This is a genomic window from Pantoea sp. USMM079 (genome assembly GCF_037153115.1).
Lineage (GTDB): Bacteria > Pseudomonadota > Gammaproteobacteria > Enterobacterales > Enterobacteriaceae > Pantoea > Pantoea communis.
The window spans coordinates 1-492 of record NZ_JBBCKX010000068.1 but is presented as its reverse complement, the minus strand read 5'-3'; the positions used below and the strand labels follow the sequence as shown (position 1 = coordinate 492).

Sequence of the window (492 nt, the reverse complement as noted above, 5' to 3'; positions counted from 1 at the left end):
CCTTCGGGAGGGCGCTTACCACTTTGTGATTCATGACTGGGGTGAAGTCGTAACAAGGTAACCGTAGGGGAACCTGCGGTTGGATCACCTCCTTACCTGAAGATACCTTCCTTCGAAGTGCTCACACAGATTGTCTGATAGAAAAGTAATGAGCAAGACGGCTGCGAAGTCGTGACATGTATGTGTCCCCTTCGTCTAGCGGTTAGGACTCCGCCCTTTCACGGCGGCAACAGGGGTTCGAATCCCCTAGGGGACGCCACTTGCTTGGTGACAGGTGAAAGGTGTCTCCACGAAATATCTCAAAACTGACGGTAACGTCGAGTTTGAGATATTGCTCTTTAACAATCCGGAACAAGCTGAAAATTGAAACGACACGTCGCGTTCATTCTCCGTAATAAGAATGAATAAACGATGTGTTCGAGTCTCTCAAATGCTTGCAGTCTGCATGCGTTGCAAAACGCCTGTGGGTTGTGAGGTTAAGCGACTAAGCGT

At 49.2% G+C, this 492-nt stretch carries 1 tRNA gene and 1 rRNA gene; both read left to right on the top strand.

What is annotated here, in order from left to right:
* Positions 1–95 (top strand): 16S ribosomal RNA (locus tag WFP70_RS26540); the annotation flags it as partial.
* A gap of 89 nt (positions 96–184) precedes the next feature.
* Positions 185–259, top strand: a tRNA-Glu gene (locus WFP70_RS26535).
* Positions 260–492 lie beyond the last annotated feature (233 nt).